The 19,146-nt window shown below is 59.5% G+C and carries 16 protein-coding genes; 7 read left to right on the forward strand and 9 right to left on the reverse strand.

Features of this window, described 5'->3' with window-relative positions; genetic code table 11:
* The first annotated feature begins 68 nt into the window (after positions 1–68).
* The gene (hrcA, locus tag FPZ52_RS10450) at positions 69–1,124 is read left to right on the forward strand and encodes a heat-inducible transcriptional repressor HrcA (RefSeq protein ID WP_146365750.1); all 1,056 of its coding nucleotides are present in this window, start codon (positions 69–71) and stop codon (positions 1,122–1,124) included.
* A gap of 11 nt (positions 1,125–1,135) precedes the next feature.
* Complete coding sequence (locus tag FPZ52_RS10455) at positions 1,136–1,753, forward strand: nucleotide exchange factor GrpE (RefSeq protein WP_146365372.1); 618 nt, start codon at positions 1,136–1,138, stop codon at positions 1,751–1,753.
* A 59-nt stretch (positions 1,754–1,812) separates the two neighbouring features.
* Here FPZ52_RS10455 and mutS read toward each other — a convergent pair whose 3' ends face one another.
* Positions 1,813–4,434, reverse strand: coding sequence for a DNA mismatch repair protein MutS (gene mutS / locus FPZ52_RS10460; protein ID WP_146365751.1), 2,622 nt, complete (start codon positions 4,432–4,434; stop codon positions 1,813–1,815).
* A 151-nt stretch (positions 4,435–4,585) separates the two neighbouring features.
* On the opposite strand from mutS, the gene FPZ52_RS10465 reads away from it, so the two are divergent.
* Both FPZ52_RS10465 and FPZ52_RS10470 read left to right on the forward strand, forming a co-directional pair.
* Positions 4,586–6,844 carry an NADP-dependent malic enzyme gene (locus tag FPZ52_RS10465; protein WP_146365373.1) on the forward strand — a complete coding sequence of 753 codons (2,259 nt, stop codon included), beginning with the start codon at positions 4,586–4,588 and terminating at the stop codon, positions 6,842–6,844.
* A gap of 3 nt (positions 6,845–6,847) precedes the next feature.
* Entirely contained in the window at positions 6,848–7,726 is an 879-nt protein-coding gene (locus tag FPZ52_RS10470; protein ID WP_146365374.1) for a ribokinase, read from the forward strand.
* Here the strand turns inward: FPZ52_RS10470 and msrA are convergent.
* The 7 genes from msrA to FPZ52_RS10505 all read right to left on the reverse strand — a co-directional run bounded on the left by msrA (position 7,723) and on the right by FPZ52_RS10505 (position 14,060).
* Complete coding sequence (gene msrA / locus FPZ52_RS10475; RefSeq protein WP_240804434.1) at positions 7,723–8,328, reverse strand: peptide-methionine (S)-S-oxide reductase MsrA; 606 nt, start codon at positions 8,326–8,328, stop codon at positions 7,723–7,725. The two genes, FPZ52_RS10470 and msrA, sit on opposite strands and share 4 nt — an antisense overlap.
* A gap of 197 nt (positions 8,329–8,525) precedes the next feature.
* Positions 8,526–9,116 (reverse strand): outer membrane protein, encoded by a 591-nt coding sequence (locus tag FPZ52_RS10480; protein WP_146365376.1) that lies wholly within the window; start codon positions 9,114–9,116, stop codon positions 8,526–8,528.
* Between the two features lie 496 nt (positions 9,117–9,612).
* Positions 9,613–10,233, reverse strand: coding sequence for a queuosine precursor transporter (locus tag FPZ52_RS10485; protein ID WP_146365377.1), 621 nt, complete (start codon positions 10,231–10,233; stop codon positions 9,613–9,615).
* Positions 10,234–10,317: 84 nt separating this feature from the next.
* Positions 10,318–11,229: an esterase-like activity of phytase family protein gene (locus FPZ52_RS10490; RefSeq protein ID WP_146365378.1), complete on the reverse strand. Its 912-nt coding sequence runs from the start codon at positions 11,227–11,229 to the stop codon at positions 10,318–10,320.
* Entirely contained in the window at positions 11,202–12,095 is an 894-nt protein-coding gene (gene mepA, locus FPZ52_RS10495) for a penicillin-insensitive murein endopeptidase (protein ID WP_146365379.1), read from the reverse strand. Before mepA ends, FPZ52_RS10490 begins: the two co-directional genes overlap by 28 nt.
* Positions 12,092–13,438, reverse strand: a complete 1,347-nt coding sequence (locus FPZ52_RS10500; RefSeq protein ID WP_146365380.1) for an MFS transporter — start codon at positions 13,436–13,438, stop codon at positions 12,092–12,094. The genes mepA and FPZ52_RS10500 overlap by 4 nt, the downstream gene beginning before the upstream one ends.
* 61 nt (positions 13,439–13,499) lie before the next feature.
* Positions 13,500–14,060 carry an acyl-CoA thioesterase gene (locus tag FPZ52_RS10505; RefSeq protein ID WP_146365381.1) on the reverse strand — a complete coding sequence of 187 codons (561 nt, stop codon included), beginning with the start codon at positions 14,058–14,060 and terminating at the stop codon, positions 13,500–13,502.
* Between the two features lie 130 nt (positions 14,061–14,190).
* Here FPZ52_RS10505 and FPZ52_RS10510 point away from each other — a divergent pair, with 130 nt between their 5' ends.
* The 3 genes from FPZ52_RS10510 to yaaA all read left to right on the forward strand — a co-directional run bounded on the left by FPZ52_RS10510 (position 14,191) and on the right by yaaA (position 17,483).
* The gene (locus FPZ52_RS10510; protein ID WP_146365382.1) at positions 14,191–14,478 is read left to right on the forward strand and encodes a YggT family protein; all 288 of its coding nucleotides are present in this window, start codon (positions 14,191–14,193) and stop codon (positions 14,476–14,478) included.
* A 154-nt stretch (positions 14,479–14,632) separates the two neighbouring features.
* On the forward strand, positions 14,633–16,687 hold the full coding sequence (gene recQ, locus FPZ52_RS10515) for a DNA helicase RecQ (protein ID WP_146365383.1): 2,055 nt from the start codon (positions 14,633–14,635) through the stop codon (positions 16,685–16,687).
* A 7-nt stretch (positions 16,688–16,694) separates the two neighbouring features.
* Positions 16,695–17,483 carry a peroxide stress protein YaaA gene (yaaA, locus tag FPZ52_RS10520; protein ID WP_146365384.1) on the forward strand — a complete coding sequence of 263 codons (789 nt, stop codon included), beginning with the start codon at positions 16,695–16,697 and terminating at the stop codon, positions 17,481–17,483.
* A 65-nt stretch (positions 17,484–17,548) separates the two neighbouring features.
* On the opposite strand, the gene serA is transcribed toward yaaA, so the two are convergent.
* Positions 17,549–19,144 carry a phosphoglycerate dehydrogenase gene (gene serA, locus FPZ52_RS10525; RefSeq protein WP_146365385.1) on the reverse strand — a complete coding sequence of 532 codons (1,596 nt, stop codon included), beginning with the start codon at positions 19,142–19,144 and terminating at the stop codon, positions 17,549–17,551.
* Positions 19,145–19,146 lie beyond the last annotated feature (2 nt).

Here is a 19,146-nt window from a genome sequence, read left to right on the forward strand (position 1 = left end):
CGCATTTCAACCCTGATTGACGTCGCGGCGAGGCTGGGTGCGCAAGAATGGGTGAACTGGTGACGAAGATAACAGACGACAATCTTCTGAATGAGCTGAATGACCGATCGCGCGAGGTATTCCGCAAAGTGGTCGAGGGCTATCTCGAATCAGGTGACCCGGTGGGGTCGCGCACATTGACGCGCAGCTTAAGTGAAAAGGTCAGCGCCGCGACGATCCGCAATGTAATGCAGGATCTGGAATATCTCGGGCTGCTCGATAGCCCCCATGTATCTGCGGGGCGTATTCCGACGCAGCTTGGCTTGCGGATGTTCGTTGATGGCTTTCTGGAGGTCAGTGATCTCCAGGGAGATGATCGGCAAAAACTGGACGCGACCTTGGGGGATAACTCCTCGGATGTTGGCGCGTTGCTTGACGGGGTAGGCGCAGCGCTTTCGGGGGTGACTCATGGGGCGAGCCTTGTTTTGACGCCTAAACACGAAGCGCCGATCAAACACATCGAATTTGTTAGCCTCGGTCCGGATCGCGCCCTCGTGGTGCTGGTGTTTGCCGATGGCCATGTGGAAAACCGCGTCTTTTCCCCGTCTCCAGGGCAGACGCCATCGTCCATGCGCGAGGCCGCGAATTTCCTGAACGCGCTGGCCGAAGGGTTAACGCTGTCCGAATTACGCGGTCGGATTGATGCCGAAATCAAGAACCGCAGGCAAGAGATTGATTCCCTATCCCGGGAACTGGTTGAAAGCGGTCTGGCGGTTTGGGGCGACCCGGATGACAATCCCGGCAGGCTGATCGTGCGGGGCCGCGCGAATCTGTTGGACGATCAGGGCGCCGATCTGGAACGCATTCGTGGCCTGTTCGATGATCTCGAACGTAAGCGCGACATCGCCGAATTCCTCGAACTGACCGAAGAGGGTGCAGGTGTCCGCATTTTTATCGGGTCTGAGAACAAACTCTTTTCACTTTCGGGTTCCTCTTTGGTGGTGAGTCCATATATGAACGCTGATCGAAAGATAATTGGCGCGGTGGGCGTCATCGGGCCGACCCGGTTGAATTATGGCCGGATCGTACCGATTGTCGATTACACAGCGCAGCTGGTGGGCAAGCTGATTGCCGACCGGTCGTGAAAGGAGTTGATATGGCGGAGCCGAAGAAAAAAGACAGCGTCGATCTGGACGACATTCTGGAACAGGCCGGTGCCGAAGAGCCCATTGATCTGACGGAATACTCGACGGACGGCTTGGCCGAAGATGGCGCAGAATTCGTGGATGATATAGCGTCCAGCGATGATGAGCTCGAAGCATTGCGCGCGGAGCGTGACGATTACCGTGACCGCTTCATGCGTGCGCTGGCGGATTCTGAAAATGTCCGCAAGCGAAGCGAACGAGATCGTCGTGAAGCAGAACAATATGGCGGAACGAAGCTGGCTCGCGACATGCTGCCAGTGTTCGATAACCTGAACCGTGCACTCGATGCCGCGCGTGAAGATAACGGCGATACCAAGTCTGCCGTGGTCGAAGGTGTTGAACTGACACTGCGCGAGTTGCTGAACATTTTTACGAAGCACGGCATCCAGCCGATCGTTCCGGAAGCAGGCGACAAGTTCGATCCGCAGCTTCATCAGGCGATGTTCGAAGCGCCGGTGCCAGATACCAAAGCCGGAGACATCATTCAGGTCATGACGCATGGTTTCATGCTGCATGACCGTTTGTTACGTCCCGCGCAGGTCGGTGTGTCCTCGACACCCGCCAGCTGATCGGACAGCATGGAACTTGACCGACCCCGCCACTGGCGGGGTCTTTTCGTTTCAGGTTGCTAGCTGTCAGAACCTGCCGATTTCAGCTCATAAACCAGCTTTAGCGCATCAAGTGGGCTGAGTTGGTCGGGGTGAATGTTGCGGAGCAATTCCTCAACCCTTGACGGCACGGCCGGTCTTGGTGCCGGTTCAGGCTTTGTCGAAAACAACGGCAGATCATCGATGATCGCCGGCGCGGACGGCCCGTCGCGATCCTTGCTTTCCAGACGATCCAGAACTTCTCTCGCTCGCGTAACGACGCTGTCGGGCAGGCCCGCCAGCTTTGCGACCTGTACACCATACGATCTATCCGCTGCACCGGGTCGTACCTCGTGCAGGAAGATCACATCGCCCTCCCATTCCTTTACCGCGACGGTCGCGTTGCTGGCGCCATCAAGTTTTTCGGCGAGCGCTGTCATTTCGTGATAATGCGTCGCGAACAGGGCGCGACAGCGATTGACCTCGTGCAGTTGTTCCAGCGTCGCCCATGCAATGGACAGCCCGTCATAGGTCGCCGTGCCGCGTCCGATTTCATCGAGGATCACGAGCGCATGGTCGTCGGCCTGGTTCAGGATCGCAGCGGTTTCGACCATTTCGACCATGAAAGTGGATCGTCCGCGCGCCAGGTCGTCGGCGGCCCCCACGCGACTGAACAACTGGCTGACCAGCCCAATATGGGCCGACCTTGCGGGGACAAAGGCACCCGCTTGTGCCAGCAGGGCAATCAGGGCGTTCTGCCGCAACCATGTCGATTTGCCTGCCATGTTGGGACCGGTCAGAAGGCAGATCGCGGCTGATGCCCCTTCGGCCGAAAGTTTGCAATCATTGGCGATGAACGGGGTGCCGCCCTGACGTGCCAGCGCGGCCTGGACCACCGGATGCCGTCCGGCCTTGATTGAAAATGCGCGACTTTCATCCATTTTCGGGCGGCACCAATCGGCACTTGAGGCGAGGTCGGCAAATGCTGCGGTCAGGTCGATCTCTGCCAATGCGCGCGCGGCAGTTCCGATGGCCGTTGCGTGAGACAGGCAGGCAGCGCGCAATTCTTCGAACAGGCGCTTTTCGATCTCCAGCGCCAAAGTGCCAGCATTCATGATCTTGCGTTCGAGCTCGGACAGCTCAACCGTCGTGAAGCGTACAGCGTTGGCAGTTGTCTGGCGATGGATGAAGGTCTGCGACAGCGGCTCTGCCAGCATCTTGTTGGCGTGGGTGGCGGGCGTTTCGATAAAATAACCCAGCACGTTGTTGTGCTTGATCTTCAGCGCGCCGATGCCAGCCTGTTCGGCATAGCTCGCTTGAAGCGAGGCAATCACGCTTCGTCCTTCATCGCGCAGCGTGCGGGCTTCGTCCAGTTCCGCGTTATAGCCTGTTGCAACGAAGCCACCATCGCGGGTCAGCAGTGGAGGATCGGCCACCAGGGCCGCCTCCAGCATATCACACAGCGCCTCATGGCCCGTCAGGTCGCGCGCCGCCTGGATCAGACGGTCCGGCGCGTCCGTGTTCCCCAAGTGCTCTGCGATAGCCATCGCTTGGGTCAAGCCGTCGCGGAGGGCTGTCAGGTCGCGTGGACCGCCGCGGTCAAGCGCCAGGCGGGCCATGGAGCGGTCCATATCGGGCGCCTTGCGAAGCAGGTCCGCCAGCGTTTCCCGCACGCGCGAATGGTCGAATAAAAATGCGACTGCATCGTGCCGCGCGCGGATCTCAAACACATCGCGTGAAGGCGCGGAGATGCGGCGTTCGAGCAAACGGGCGCCGGCAGCGGTCACGGTTCGGTCGATCGCGGCAATCAGCGATCCGTCACGCCCCCCCGACAAGCTGCGCGTCAGTTCCAGATTGCGCCGCGTGGCTGCGTCGATTTGCATGGCGCTGCCGGATTCTTCACGTTGTGGTGGACGCAGGAGCGGCAGTTTTCCTTTCTGCGTGATTTCCAGATAGTCGACGAGAGCGCCCATAGCGGACAGTTCGGGGCGCGAAAAGCTGCCGAATGCGTCGAGTGTTCCAACCTCGTAAACCCTGCAAAGCCGCGCTTCTCCTGAGGCGCTGTCGAAGCTCGCACCACCCAAGGGCACTAGGGCGGCGTCCAGTTCGTCGGCGATCGGTGCCAATGTGTCCTCTGTCGCGTCCGTGCACAGAACCTCGCGTGGCGCCAGGCGGGCCAGTTGCGGGGCCAGCATCACAGGCGGGCAGGGCATCACCCGTAGCTCGCCAGTTGAAATATCTGCCCAGGCCAGCGCACCGTCGCCCCGAATGTCCGCCCAAGCGGCAAGGAAATTGTGGCGCCGTGCGTCCAGCAACCCGTCTTCGGTAAGCGTACCGGGCGTGACCAGCCGTACGACACCGCGCTTTACCACGGATTTGGACCCGCGTTTCTTGGCTTCGGCCGGATCCTCCAACTGCTCACATATGGCCACGCGAAAGCCTTTACGCGTCAGCGTGTGCAGATAGTTCTCCGAAGAATGCACCGGGACGCCGCACATCGGGATGTCTTCGCCCTGATGTTTCCCGCGTTTTGTCAGCGCGATGTCCAGCGCCGCTGCCGCGGCAACCGCGTCATCGAAGAACATTTCGTAAAAGTCGCCCATGCGATAAAACAGAAGCGCGTCCTGATGATCGGCTTTGATTTCCAGAAACTGCGCCATCATGGGCGTGACTGCGTGCGTGTTCAAACCTGCCTCCGTAACCGGCCCTTACCCTACAAAGCAGCACCTTCTTGTGAAAGTCGCAAATCGGTCTGTTGAGCGCGCGCAGGCGCTGCCTTAAGAATATCTGACCGAATTGGAGGAGAGCGCAGGCATGGCGACCAAAGGCAAGATCACCCGGGAAGAGGCGCTGGCCTTCCACCTGCACCCGCAGCCCGGCAAGTTCGAAATTCAGGCGACTGTGCCGATGAGCACTCAGCGCGATCTGTCGCTGGCTTACAGTCCGGGTGTGGCGGTGCCCTGTGAGGTCATTCACGAGAAGCCGGAAACCGCGTTCGACTACACGACCAAGGGCAACACGGTTGCCGTGATTTCCAACGGGACTGCCGTTCTGGGCCTTGGAAACCTTGGCGCGCTGGCGTCGAAGCCCGTGATGGAGGGCAAGGCAGTCCTGTTCAAACGCTTCGCGGACGTGAATTCCGTCGATGTGGAACTGGACACTGAAGATCCGGAAGAGTTCATCAAGGCCGTTAAACTGATGGGGCCGACCTATGGTGGTATAAACCTTGAAGACATCAAGGCACCCGAGTGTTTCATCATCGAGCAGCGGCTCAAGGAAGAGATGGACATTCCGGTGTTCCACGATGACCAGCACGGCACTGCGGTCATCTGTGCAGCTGGTCTGATCAACGCGCTGCACCTGTCCGGCAAGAAGATCGAGGATGTGAAGATCGTTCTCAATGGTGCGGGTGCCGCAGGGATTGCCTGTATCGAATTGCTCAAGTCGATGGGCGCAAAGCATGACAACTGCATCGTCTGCGACACCAAGGGCGTGATCTACCAGGGCCGCACCGAGGGCATGAATCAGTGGAAATCGGCGCACGCCATCAAGACTGATCTGCGGACGCTTGAAGAGGCGATGGAAGGTGCTGACGTATTCCTTGGTGTGTCAGTGAAAGGCGCGCTGACTCAGGACATGGTAAAGGCGATGGCCGACAACCCTGTGATCTTCGCGATGGCCAATCCTGACCCCGAAATCACGCCTGAAGAGGCGCATGAGGTCAGGCTGGATGCGATTGTCGCGACGGGTCGGTCTGATTATGCCAACCAGGTGAACAACGTTCTGGGCTTTCCATACCTGTTTCGGGGCGCGCTGGATATCCATGCTCGCGCGATCAACGACGAGATGAAAATCGCTTGCGCCGAGGCCTTGGCGAAACTTGCGCGGGAAGATGTGCCGGACGAGGTTGCCATGGCCTATGGCCGCAAGCTGTCATTCGGGCGCGACTACATCATCCCCACACCGTTTGATCCGAGGCTGATTCACCGCATCCCGCCCGCCGTGGCTGAGGCTGGTATGAAGACCGGCGTGGCCCGCCGCCCGATCGAAGATATCGACGCGTATGAATTGACGTTGAAGGCCCGCATGGACCCGACCGCTACGATCATCGAAGGTATCTATGCTCGCGCCCGATCTGCGCAGGCGACGATGATTTTCGCTGAAGGTGATGATGTGCGCGTGCTTCGCGCGGCTGTGGCCTATCAGCGGTCGGGGCTTGGCAAGGCCATTGTCATCGGCCGTGAACCAGAGGTCAAAGCAGCGCTGGAAGCCGAGGGGCTGGGTGATGCAGTGCGCGAATTGCGCGTAACCAATGCAGCCAATACGGATCACCTGGATGCCTACAAGGACTTCCTCTACAAGCGGCTGCAGCGCAAGGGTTATGACGCGCAGGACGTGCATCGACTGGCCGCGCGCGACCGCCATGTTTTCGCGTCACTGATGCTGGCACATGGGCATGCGGATGGCATGGTCACCGGGGCCACGCGCAAGTCCGCTCATGTAATGGAAATGATCAACCTTGTCTTTGATGCCGATGCCGAACATGGCACGGTCGGCGTCACGGCGTTGCTGAACAAGGGGCGTATTGTCTTCGTAACTGACACGCTGGTGCATGAATGGCCTGACGAGGAAGATCTCGCCACTATCGCGGAGCAAGCTGTGAAGGTCGCGCGCGAAATTGGTGTTGAGCCACGCGTAGCGTTTGTCAGTTTTTCGACCTTCGGCCATCCCGCATCTGAGCGCGCTGAAAAGATGTGGCAGGCGCCCAAAGTGCTGGACGCCCGTGGCGCGGACTTCGAATACGAAGGTGAAATGGCGGTCGATGTAGCCCTGAACATGGAAGCAATGAGCCATTACCCTTTCTCGCGCCTGACGGGTCCGGCAAACATCCTTGTGGTGCCAGCGCGGCATTCTGCGTCGATCTCCGTCAAGTTGATGCAGCAGATGGGTGGCGCTACGGTCATCGGGCCAATCCTGACGGGCGTCGACAAGCCGATCCAGATTTGCTCCAGTAGCTCGACTGTGAACGACATCCTGAACATGGCAGTTCTGGCGGCGGCAAAAGTGGGTTAGCACATGGCGGTTTTCAATCTCGGTTCGATCAATATCGATGACGTATTGCGCGTCCCTCATCTTCCGAAGCCGGGCGAAACTCTAACTGCCACATCTAACATGTCAGGACTGGGTGGCAAAGGTGCCAACCAGTCCGTTGCCCTTGCCAAGTCGGGTGCGAAAGTCATGCATATCGGTTGTGTGGGGGATGATGGGGAAGCGGTCACTGGGCAGCTCAGCGCATATGGTGTTGATGTATCGGGCATCTCGCGCGTGCCGGGGCCAACGGGGCGGGCGCAGATCATGGTGGATGACAATGGCGAGAATTGCATCGTCATTCTGACAGGGGCAAACGGTCAGCATTCCGTCGCATCAATTTCTGATATGCTAGCATGCGCCTTGGAGTCTGACTTTCTGGTTCTGCAGAATGAAACGAATTGTCAGCCAGAGGCTGCACGCATCGCCAAAAGTAAAGGCATGCGTGTGGTCTATTCGGCCGCACCATTCGACGCAGAAGCCGTCAAGGCGGTTCTGCCTTTTGTCAGCATCCTGCTATTGAATGAAGTCGAGGCTGCACAGCTTTGTGCAGCCCTTGAATGCGACATTACAGCCCTGCAGGTGGAAGGGGTGGCGGTGACCAAGGGGGCAAACGGCGCCACCTGGCACGATCTGAAGGCGGGAACAGTGGTGGATCTGCCAAGCCCACAAGTGACGCCGATCGATACCACCGGTGCGGGCGACACCTTTGCTGGTTACTTGATCGCGGGCTTGGATCGAGGTGATCTGCCCTTAGACGCCTTGCGCTTTGCCTTGGCAGCGGGCGCGCTGGCGGTCACCAAGGAAGGTGCGACCGCTGCGATCCCGGAGCTAACAGAGGTCCGGGATCTCATGGCGCAGAACTAACCACCTACAAACGGCGCGTCATTGCCCCAAAGCTGACGAACCCGATCATCACGACCGCATCCTTCGCGATACAGGTTATATGCATCCTCTTTGGATTTTGGGCCGAAGCGCGTGAGGATGAGATCATCCTTTTTGTAGTAATCCTGATGGTAATCCTCCGCCGGGTAAAATGGTGCGTCATCTAACACGGGTGTCACAACGGGTTGGCCTAGCGCTTGTTGAGCGCGCTCGACAGCGGCTTGCGCGTCACCTTTTTGCGATGGTGTGGCGAAAATCGCAGTGCGGTAGGTGTCGCCGCGGTCACAGAACTGCCCGCCCGCATCTGTGGGGTCAATTGATCGCATGAAAAGGTCAAGGATCTGGTTGTAGCTGATAACCGCCGGATCGTAAGTGATCTCGACGGCCTCATAATGGCCCGTCCCACCGCGAACGACTTGCTTGTAGGTAGGGTTGGCCACGGTTCCGCCCGCGAAGCCAGATACGACCTCTCTGACGCCTTGGACTTTCTCGAAATCAGCCTCTACGCACCAGAAACATCCGCCTGCAACGACAGCTGTGTCTGAGCTGGCGGGTGCCGAATGTAATGCTGTCGCGGCCAACATGACGGCGGCTGATAGAATAGATTTGCTGGCGATGGGCATGCGTTGTCCTCCTGATCATGACGAGCCTGCGCCTGAAATCGTGTTCTGGCAACGGGCTGAAACGTAACATCACGCAGCGGTGACAGGCGGTTACTCAGCGCCGGACAACGAAAAAGGGCGCCGGAAAACCGACGCCCTCACGAGGGAAACGTGAATTCTTAGAAGTGGTAGGCCACTTTCGCGGTCAAGGTTGTGCCGCTCAGGTCTGCACCACTGTCGTCGAAATCGTCGAACTTGTGGTACAGGGCTTCCGCGCCAACCGACCACGCGTCCGTGACCATGTAGTCTACGCCTGCACCGGCTACCCAGCCCCAGTCGCTGTAGCTGTCGCCGCCGATCTCTGCGTCAGCGTAAGCACCACCAGCGGTTGCGTAAAGCAGCGTACGGCCCAGGTCGTAACCGGCTTTCGCCTTGATGCGCCCGATGCTGTCCAGGCTGCCCGCATCTCCGAATTCTACATCTGCCCAGTCATAGTCGCCTTCGATACCGTAGACGAACTTGCCGGAATTCCACAGGTAACCACCGTGCAGACCGCCGATCGGACCTTCGTCGTCGGCATCATCGGCTTCAGCCCAGGCGTAACCTGCTTGGGCACCGACATAGCCCCCGGACCAAAGGCTTGACGCGACAACCGGAGCGACCGGTGTGACGGCAACGGGTTCGGGTGTCGGCTGTGGTTCAGTCAGGCCACCGGCCAAAACCGGTGCTGCGGACAGGGCAAGTGCGGAGGCAGTTGCGATAAGTTTCATTGCTCAACTCCTTTAATTGGTCACAGCCCAGCATGGGGCGATGACAGTCGCGATATAAGGAGGACTCGCGGAGAGGTTTAGTGTTCCACGATGCACGTTTTCGTGACTGATTTGAGCGGTTTTTAGCTTATCTTACATACCGTTAGGGCATCTTTTGTGCCAGTCGTGATAGCACGGGCAAGGATGCCTGATCGATCCAAGCCGCTGAAATGCTGCTAGAAAGAAGGGCCGCCCGATGGGCGACCCTTCCGAGAAGTTCAGGAGGCCGGGGTCGGTCAGGACCTTTGGCCAACACGGGTTGCGGCACAATGCCGCTAAGATTGCCTAGCGGCTGCCCCTCCGCGCTGTCCCGACGCCTTTCTCCAATGACTCTCTCAACACTGGATCACCTCCTTTCGATTGTTTCACATGAGTTCAGGCTGCCACCGAAATGAATTTTGTCAAAGAATTTTTACATTTTCGGACATGGCGCTGCTCAGATTTGCCTATATTTTAATCATACCGCTTGAGCACGCAAACGATCCACGATCATCCGGAATGGGATCAGCGCGATGATGGCCAGCGACAGCTTTACCATCCAGTCTGCCACAGCCAGAGATGCCCAAAGCGGCACGATGGGGCCTGCGCCGAGAAGCGGGATCGCTTCGTTGGCCCAGCTGACATCATTGGCCGGTTCAAGAAAGGTCAGGCTTGCGGCAAACGCGATGGTAAAAAATAGCGTTGTGTCCAGGATCGAACCGACAAGCGTGGATGCAAGCGGAGCGCGCCACCATGCGCCCTTGCGCAGACGATCAAAGATCGCGACGTCTATCAACTGGGCGACGAGGAAGGCTGTACCGGATGCCAGCGCGATGCGAAGCGTGACCAGCGGGCCGATTTCGCCATGGATCTGGGTGCCGATGAAGGAACAGATGATGCCGATCACAAAACCCGCAAGCACGACGCGGCGCGCGGATTTGGGGCCATAGACGCGGTTCATCACGTCCGTGACAAGGAATGCTAGGGGATAGGTGAAAGCGCCCCATGTCAGCCACTGTCCGAAGAGGAACTGCACGAGGATGTTGGAGGCCACCACGATAGCGGCCATGGCAAGGATGCCAGGTAGAATGCGGGTCATGTATATGGTCCGTTTTATCAAGGTAGCGGAGACTCGGCCCCTGCATTCAGGGACAGCGCCACCTACACAAAAGAAACCGGTGAATCAAGAGTGGGGCGATTTCGCGGCCAGCCTGTATTCGACGAATTCGGTGCGCTGTAGCGGAAAGAAGTTGTCGTCTGAGATCAGCGTCAGGCGGATCGCGCCGCCATCATCGCGCCAGACGGAAATGCTTTCCAGGTTGTCGAACTTGCCTGTGGGTGTCTCGATCAGCAGTTGCTCATCTGTCAGCGTGTCACCGTGGAAGGCAAAGCTGCGGATGCGCGAGGAGAACCCCAGAATACCGGAAAACTTGCGTTCGATGATATAGAGGCGGTTGTCAGGTCCCACATCCGCGCCCACCAGAAGATGTTTACCTCGGCGCGGGATGAAATAAGGCTGTGTCCAACGATCGCCTTCCAGACGATATACGGGAAAGGGCTTGTCCCAGTCGCCTGAACGTTCAAGCGAGGCTATAGGTCGCCCTTGTGGATCAATCGCCAGCGCCTCCATCGCGGAGTTGTTCTGGAAGCTGTTGAACTCCGCCGGGCGATCAATCCAACCGACAATGTTTTCTTTGTTCTCACCTTCGATCAAGCGGCTGACGCGGTGAAAGCCCTCGAAGGATATGTAAAGCGTGCCGTCAGCGGCCTGAGCCAGCCCCTCGCTGTCAGACATGTAGCCTTCCAATCGCTCACCCTTGCTATTGACGAGTGGTGCGAGTGGCTCGGCGGCGACCGACGCGATACGACCGTCCTCGCGCTGAAATGTACCGCGGGTGATAAAGGAGCGATCAGTGATGACGGTGAAACTGTTCCCGTCGTCACTTACCTCCAGACCCGAAAAGCCGCCGAAATGTTCATCGTCGCCGGTCCAGTGATAGCTACCCAGCAACTCCAGCCGTTCAGAAGGGTCGGCGGCGAGCGCGCAGCCCGCCAGCGCAAAACCGATCAGCGCGCCGCCAAGACCGCGCTGCATTGCTGTGGCAGGTCGGCCATCACGAAATCGCGCGCGCCCTTTTTCTTCGGGGCAGGCTTGGAAGGCTGGGTCTGCTTGGGTGGGTTCAGATAGTCCGTGACCCACCACATCAGCGTTTCGTCGCAGCCACTGCCGCCATTGGACAGCTCTCTTACGGATGGGGTTTGGGTCTGACACGCGGGCGAATCCTTCGGACATTTCAAACGAACATGGAAGTGATAGTTGTGCCCGTAAAGAGGCCGGATCTTCTGCAGCCAGTTCTTGTCGCGGGATGTCGCCGATTGACACAGGGCGATCTTGACCGGTGGTGTGACAAAAATACGGTCTACCGCGGGGTCCATCGCGGCTGACTGAAGAATGACGCGGTGGACTTCTGAGTAGTTGCCATTCACGCTGCGCTGATCGGCCGAGCGGACATTGATCGAGCTGATGTTTTCCCGCTGCTGGCGACTAAGCTGAAGGTTGTTGGCGGGGCGCATCCAGATGTCGATATCGAGGCCGAGTTGGTGTGACGCGTGACCTGACAGCATCGGCCCACCCCGTGGCTGGCTGATATCTCCGATATACAGCCCGTTCCAGCCCGGCTGCAGCGCGGCAAACTCGCTCAGGCGCTGAATGAAGCGGATCGCGTCGGGATGCCCCCAGTTACGGTTGCGCGATAGGCGCATCGCCTGCCATGTTGGGCCGGTTTCGGGCAGCTGAACCAGCCCAGATGCGCAGCCACGTGAATAGCTGCCGAAAGCGGCGGGTTGGTGTGGCGAAGCCGACCGCGCTGCGCCGAAAAGCTGGTTGGCCTTTTGCTGCGCGAAGGTGGGTGTGGCTAGTGCGGCAATGGTTGCTGTCAGGGCGATCAGGCGTCGGATCATGTCGCATCGTCTCCGTCTGGTTTGACCCAGAGTAACAAAACAAGGCCGATAAGGAAGAGGGCAAGCAAAGGTGTGATGCCCATCTGCTGAGACCCGCTCAGATCAGTGGCCACAGCGACAAGAAAAGGCGCAAGGAATGATGTCGCCTTACCTGCCAGCGCATAGAGGCCAAAGCCCTGTGTCATCTGCTCGCGGTCGCCCTGACGCACCATCATAGACCGGCTGGCCGCCTGAAGCGTGCCGCCTGCCGCACCGATCGTCATGCCGAGGATGTAGAATGCGATGTCGGGCATCTTACTGTCTTCGGGCAGGGCAAGGCCGAACAGCCGATCACGCGTAACAAACACGACGGCAAGTGTGACGGTGGCAAGGATCAGGACGGACAGGACGATCACCGGTTTCGGGCCGAAGCGTGTATCCGCTCTGCCGCCCAGCCACGCAAAGAACGCACCGGATAACACGGCGAGGATGCCGAAGGTGCCGACATCGACGACGCTCCAATCAAGCACGCCCGCCGCATAGATTCCGCCAAAGAAATAGAGCCCGTTCAAGGCGTCCCGGTAGAACATGGATGCGCCGAGAAATGCGAACAGGCTGGGTCTGGAGGGAAGATGGGCCAGCGATGCTTTCAGATCCGGCCATGCGGTGCGTGCCGCATCAGCAAGGCGGATCGTATGGCTAGGCCGCGCTTCTCGCACCCACAGGAAGAACGGGATCATGAAGACCACATACCACAGAGCGGTGAGCGGCCCGACAGCGCGGGTGCCTTCCCGATGCGCCGGATCAAGGCCGAAAGCAGGTTGCGTGCCGATCAGCGTTGTCCCGGTTTCGGAGTTTTCCGCGAAGAACATCAGCACCAGCGCCAACGCCGCTAGCCCGCCCGCATAGCCGAACGCCCAGCCGGATCCCGACAGCCGCCCGATCTGGTCGCGCGGCGCAAGGTCGGGCAACATGGCATTGGTGAAAATCGTGGCGAACTCCATCCCCAGCAGACCGAGCCCGAAAAGCGCGAGCACCAGCACCACGTTGAAGTCCCCCGGCGCCGCAAGCCACACGCCGCTTGCGCCGATGACATAGGCAATGGAGAATAGCCAGATAAAGTTCAGACGTGTTCGCGGGCCGGCCCTGTCTGCAATCCCGCCCAGCAGGGGTGCTAGCAGTGCCGTCAGGATGCCCGCGGCCGAAATCCCGTATCCCCATATGGTCTGCGCGGCGGACCCGTCATTGAGCAGTTCCTTGACATAGGGGCCGAAGATGAAGGTCAGCAGAAGCGTATTGTAAGGCTGGCTGGCCCAGTCGAAGAAGAACCAACCCCAGATACGCTTGCGCGCCGCCTTGTTCATACTCGTCACCCTTGCCCATTTTGCGGTGACTATGCCCCTGCGTTAAGGGGCTGTCCATGGGTCAGGCGGCGTTGCTTTTGTGGTGCTCAGCGTCCTGCATCGGCGGCCAGGGGCGCAACGCTTCGGCCTCGCTCCACGCCGTCACCCAGTCGGGCAGGGCGGGGATGTCTCCGCTGTGGCCTATCGCCTCGCGGGTTCGATCTGTCCGCACAAGACCGTTCTTGTCCGTCATAGCCATGCGCAGAAGGATATGCGAGGTACAGTCGTCGCCCTTCCACATTGACTGCTCAAGGTAGAAGAACTTGTCGTCCCAGCCGATGAGGCGTGTGCGCATTTCAAGCAGGTCGAACAAGCGGACGCGGCGACGGTAGCGCACGGACGATCCGGCCACTGTCAGCGCCCAGCCTTCGCGCTTCAGTGTCTTCAGCAGCCCCTGCCGTTTGGCCAGGATCATACGACCCAGATCATAAAGCGTCAGCGTGCGCCCGTTGTTCAGCTCCATCATGAAATCCAGATCCCACGGCCAGCAGCGGTGATGGGAGATGTGCGTGTCGAACAGGCCAAGCGGGCTGGCGTCGCGGAATTTCACGAATTCCTTGATCAGGCGGATGACGGGATACATCGGCGGACTCCTTTGCCAGACACAGATCGCGCGGAAAACGCGTGGTCAACCACAACGTCGCGGCAGACTTGCCCCCGCACGCTCATGACCTTAGGTGTTGGTCTGGTTCATTATTCCAAAGGCCCGATACATGACCTCGTTGCTGCAAATCCTGTTCATGCTCCTTGGCGTGGTGAAGTTCGTCATCTTCGTCCATGTCATCATGAGCTGGCTGATCAATTTTAACATTCTGAATCTTGGACAGGATCTGGTGCGGTCCATCTGGTACGGGCTGAACCGCCTGCTGGAGCCGCTGTATCAGCCCATCCGCCGCATCCTGCCGGATATGGGTGGGCTGGATCTTGCGCCCCTCGTTGCGTTGCTTGCGGTTTATGCGATCGAGATCATCCTGCGGAACAATATCGGGCTGTTCTACTAAGCCACGGGGCGTGCCGCGCCACGCCTGACAACTCTACGCGGTGCATGCGTGCCGCGCGGGGCCATTGCCGCTTGGTTGTGATGTCTTGGCCTTGTTCTGCGAGTCCGCATCTGGGATAGTCGCGGACAATCGAGCAGTCACAATCGCAGGTCCAATGCCCGACGGGTCCATCACGTCCCCCGACAGTCTTTTGTCGTCCATCTTCGGATTCGCCGGTTTCCGACCGGGTCAGGCAGAGATCGTGGAGGCGGTGCGCCATGGGCAGGACACGCTGGCGATCATGCCGACGGGCGGAGGAAAGTCCCTTTGCTATCAACTGCCCGCGCTGTGCCGCGAGGGGGTGACCGTCGTAATCTCGCCCCTGATCGCCCTGATGCGGGATCAGGTGCGGTTCTTGCGCGAAGCGGGCGTCGAGGCAGGGGCGCTGACATCCGGAAACACCGACGATGAAACGGAAGAAGTCTTCGTCGCGCTGGACGAAGGGCGACTGAAGCTTCTGTACATGGCGCCGGAACGGCTTGCGTCTGGTGCTGCGCTCGGACTTCTGCGGCGGATCGGCGTCAGTCTGATCGCGGTGGACGAGGCGCACTGTGTCAGCCAGTGGGGCCACGATTTCCGACCGGACTATTTGCGGATAGGGGAGTTGCGCGCGGCACTGAACGTGCCTGTTGCTGCCTTCACAGCGACCGCGGACGCTGAAACCCGGGCCGAGATCACTGCGCGCCTGTTCGCGGGTGCCGCGCCGCGGGTGTTTCTGCGCGGCTTCGATCGCCCGAACATCCATCTGGCTTTCGCGCCGAAGAACGGTCCGCGCAAGCAGATCCTTGATTTCGCCGATGCGCGGCGAGGGCAGTCCGGGATTGTCTATTGCGGCACACGCGCCAAGACAGAAACCCTGGCGCAGGCATTGCGCGAGGCCGGGCACGAGGCGTGTAGCTATCACGGTGGCATGGAACCCGATGACCGTCGTTTGGTCGAAACGCGGTTTCAGCGCGAAGACGGGCTGATCGTTGCCGCCACCGTGGCCTTTGGAATGGGGATCGACAAGCCGGATATCCGCTGGGTCGCGCATGCTGATCTGCCCAAATCCATCGAGGCCTATTACCAGGAAATCGGACGGGCTGGCCGTGATGGTGCGCCCGCCGAGACACTGACGCTCTACGGTGCGGATGACATCCGGTTACGTCGCGCACAGATCGATGAAGGTCTGGCGCCACCCGAGCGGAAGTCTGCGGATCACGGGCGGCTCAATGCGCTGTTGGGGTTGGCAGAGGCATTGGGATGCAGACGCCGTGCGTTGCTCGGGTATTTCGGCGAAGAGACGACAGATTGCGGCTATTGCGACCTGTGTGACCGTCCGCCCGAAGTGTTTGACGGAACCGACGCTGTCCGCAAGGCATTGTCGGCGATGCTCCGGACGGGGGAGTCTTTCGGCACCGGCCACCTGATTGACGTGCTGACCGGTAACGAAACGGACAAGGTCAGTGCGCGGGGCCACGACCGTTTGCCGACATACGGGGTTGGTTGTGAATACAATCGGGTGCAGTGGCAGGGTATCTTCCGCCAGATGATGGGGCGTGATCTGGCGCGGCCCGATGTGGAGCGGCATGGCGCGTTGCGTATGACCGAGGCTGCCGCGCCGATCCTCAAGGGCGAGGAACGCATCGAGTTGCGTCGCAATGTGATCGACCGCAGCCAGCGCCGTCCTGCGGTCAAGGCAATGGTGTCGGAGGAAGACGCCCCTTTGCTGTCTGCGCTGAAGGCCAAGCGCCGCGCGTTGGCCGAGGCGGCACGTGTCCCTGCCTACGTGATCTTTCCTGACCGTACGCTGGTCGAAATGGCCGAAATGCGTCCAGACAGTTTGGACGCGATGGCGCGGGTCAACGGGGTGGGCGCGAAGAAGCTTGAACGCTACGGGACGGCATTCCTGCTGGTGATCGCAGGGGATATTCCTCAGATGCATCCGACACGACGCAAGCTGGCAGGACGGGCTGAGGGGTCGAAATATGACCGGTTGCTTGATGCGCAGGCGCGGTTGGCGCGGGGCGAGGCGGGCATCGACAAGCCGCTGTCCTGCTCCGCGTCGCAACTGGCGAAACTGGCAGAGGCGCGACCGAATGACATGCGGACATTGACTGCGATCTTGGGCGAAAAGAAGGCCGAACGCTTTGGTGCGGCCTTTCTGGCCGTGCTGCACGACGACGAATGAGGACGATATGCTTGTAACGATTTCCCCGGCCAAGAAACTCGACTGGGCTGCGCGAGAAGTGGCAACGACTGACCCCGTCTTTTCCGAAGAGGCTGCGTATCTTGCATCGGTCGCGCGTCACCTATCGGTGGATGAATTGCGCAAGTTGATGTCGATCAGCGAGGATCTGGCCAAGTTGAATAAGCAACGCTTTCTGGACTTCGTTGCCAAGCCTTCCGGCGACGTCACTCGTCCGGCAGCATTGGCGTTTGCAGGCGACACCTATCAGGGGTTGGAAGCCGCGTCGCTCGACGTCGACGAACTGACCTGGGCAGAGGATCATCTGCGCATCCTGTCGGGACTGTATGGGGTCCTGCGGCCGCTCGACGCCATACAACCCTACCGGTTGGAAATGGGCAGTCGGCTGAAGACCAAGCGGGGCAAGTCGCTGTATCAGTATTGGGGTAGCCAGATCGCCGAGGCGCTGAATGCTCAGGCCGATGAGATCGCGACTGATACATTGATCAACTGCGCTTCGACAGAGTACTTCAGCGCCGTCGATCTGAATGTGCTGAAACCGCGCGTAGTGACGCCGGTGTTCCTTGAAGAAAAGGCGGGTCAAGCCAAGGTCATCAGCTTCTATGCCAAGAAAGCGCGGGGTGCGATGGCACGGTTTATCATCCAGCGTCGGATCACGGATTTGGCCGGGCTCAGCGATTTTGACCTCGGCGGCTACGCTTTGGATCGCGGAGAAAGCAGTTCTGATACTCTGGTCTTCCGGCGCGATCTGGATACGCTTGCAAAAGCCGCAGAGTAGCCTGCCCGAAAAATAAAGACCCCGGCCGAAACCGGGGTCTTGAGGGAGGAGAGTTTGGAACGTGGTTAGTTCACATCGAACTTCAAGGGGCGGATCTGTTGGAACTTGCCCAGTTCGTTGAGTTTTGACACGACGTCACGTCCGATCGCATCATCGACATAAAGCAGCGCGATCGCATCCTCGCCTGCCTTGGTGCGACCCAGCGTGAAATTGGCGATGTTCACGCCGCATTCACCCAGTTTGGACCCCAGCAGACCGATGATGCCGGGCACGTCCTTGTTGGTGGTGTAGAGCATGTGTTCACCGACCTCGGCGTCGATGTTGATGCCCTTGATCTGGATGAAGCGCGGCTTGCCATCGGAAAAGACGGTGCCGGCAATCGTGCGCGTGCGGCTGTCGGTTTCGACGGTCAGCTTGATGTAACCGTCGAAGGCGCCCGATTTTTCCTGTGTGGTCTTGGACAGTTGGATGCCACGTTCCTTGGCAACCACGGGCGCGGAGACCATGTTCACTTCGGGGTTGGTGGCTTTCATGAATCCCGCCAGCGCAGCGGCGTCCAGCGCGGCGAGGTTCATGCCGGCTGCAACGCCATCGTAGAGCACGTTGATCGACTTGACGGGTTCGTCTGTCATCTGGCCGACGAACGCACCCAGATGTTCGGCCAGCTTGATCCATGGGCCCATCACGGCGGCCTCTTCGGCGGTGACGGATGGCATGTTCAGCGCGTTCTGGACAGCACCCGTCAGAAGGTAGTCGGACATCTGTTCGGCCACCTGAAGTGCCACGTTTTCCTGGGCTTCCGTGGTGGACGCGCCAAGGTGCGGGGTGACGACGACATTCGGCAGGTTGAACAGCGGGTTTTCGGTTGCGGGCTCAGATTCGAACACGTCGAAGGCGGCACCGGCGACATGACCCGATTTCAGGGCTTCGGCCAAGGCTTCTTCGTCCACCAGGCCGCCACGGGCGCAGTTGATGATCCGAACACCCTTCTTGGTCTTGGCGATGTTTTCGCGGGACAGGATGTTGCGGGTCTTGTCCGTAAGCGGCACGTGCATCGTAATGAAATCAGCACGTTGCAGCAGCTCATCCAGCTCCACCTTGGTGACGCCGAGCTTGGCAGCGCGTTCCTCGGACAGGAACGGATCGAAGGCGATGACCTTCATTTTAAGGCCGACGGCGCGTTCGCAGACGATGCCGCCAATGTTGCCTGCACCGATGACGCCCAACGTCTTGGCGGTGACTTCGGTGCCCATGAAGCGGGACTTTTCCCACTTGCCTGCATGGGTCGAGGCGCTGGCTTCGGGCAGTTGGCGGGCCACGGCGAACATCATCGCGATGGCGTGTTCAGCGGTGGTGATGGAGTTACCGAACGGGGTGTTCATCACGATGACACCCTTCTTGGAAGCTGCTGGAATATCAACGTTATCCACGCCGATACCTGCGCGACCGACGACTTTGAGGTTGGTCGCGGCTTCCAGGACCTTGTCGGTGACCTTGGTGGCCGACCGGATGGCGAGGCCGTCATATTTCCCAATGACTTCAAGGAGTTTATCCTTGTCCTTGCCGAGGGACGGCTCGAAGTCCACCTCGATTCCACGGTCGCGGAAAATCTGGACGGCGGTTTCGGAAAGCTTGTCGGATACGAGAACGCGAGGGGCCATGA

It is taken from the genome of Qingshengfaniella alkalisoli (assembly GCF_007855645.1).
Lineage (GTDB): Bacteria > Pseudomonadota > Alphaproteobacteria > Rhodobacterales > Rhodobacteraceae > Qingshengfaniella > Qingshengfaniella alkalisoli.